At 31.8% G+C, this 864-nt stretch carries 1 pseudogene; it reads left to right on the top strand.

The window, feature by feature from the left end:
• Positions 1-128: 128 nt before the first annotated feature.
• A pseudogene (locus tag Q428_RS14195) lies at positions 129-383 on the top strand (DUF933 domain-containing protein); the annotation flags it as partial.
• Positions 384-864: the final 481 nt, after the last annotated feature.

The raw sequence follows: 864 nt of genomic DNA, 5'->3' as shown, positions 1-864 counted from the left end.
ATTTATTAACGTAAACCATTGAAAAGAGCTGACCTGTTTAGCCAGCTCTTTCGATGATTTTTCTCTTGTATATGTGCTTTGCATATTTCTATCGTCTAAGTTATGACAATACTTAACTGTCCCTATACATGAGTTTCTTGACTGCAGGACCAAAGGAAGTTAGAGCTTGGACGATTAAAATAGGTACTAAAGCTCCACAAGCTGGGGGAAAAATTCATTCTGATATTGAAAGAGGCTTCATTCGTGCTGAAGTAATATCCTTCGATGTTCTAGTTAAGTGTGGTTCAGAATCTGCTGCTAAAGAAAAGGGATTATATAGACTTGAAGGTAAAGATTATATAATGCAAGATGGAGATGTTGTTTTCTTTAGATTTAATGTTTAATGTAAAAAAGAGGAGGATATGTTTTATCCTCCTCTTTTTTTAAAGGGACATATACTTACTGTCCTATTCATTTTTTATATTTAACCGAATCTGATTTATACATAAATGTCTTTTCTAAATAAAATGAAATTTGTTTTTTATTTAATATAACTATCCTTTTTTATTGTTTTCTTAATTCTTCATTTGCTTGTCCAACTTTTATCATAAACAAATAAACCTAAAACAAATCAACTTCACTTATACTCCTTGCCATTACATAGAAAATGGCATCTTCTTTTTTCTGACGTGCGATTCTTGGCATAAAAAACATTTCCCTTCAAAGTTTACTCTGAAAATAGTATTTCCTTTGAAGGGAGATGTTATTCATTGGTTCTGAACAACACTTATCTGTCCCATATTGTTTCATGAAAAATGGCATCTTCTTCTTTCTGCCGTGCGATTCTTGGCATAAAAAACATCTCCCTTCAAAGTTTAGTTCCGT

Source organism: Fervidicella metallireducens AeB (assembly GCF_000601455.1).
GTDB lineage: Bacteria > Bacillota > Clostridia > Clostridiales > Caloramatoraceae > Fervidicella > Fervidicella metallireducens.
This window is presented reverse-complemented; position numbering and strand designations above follow the sequence as displayed.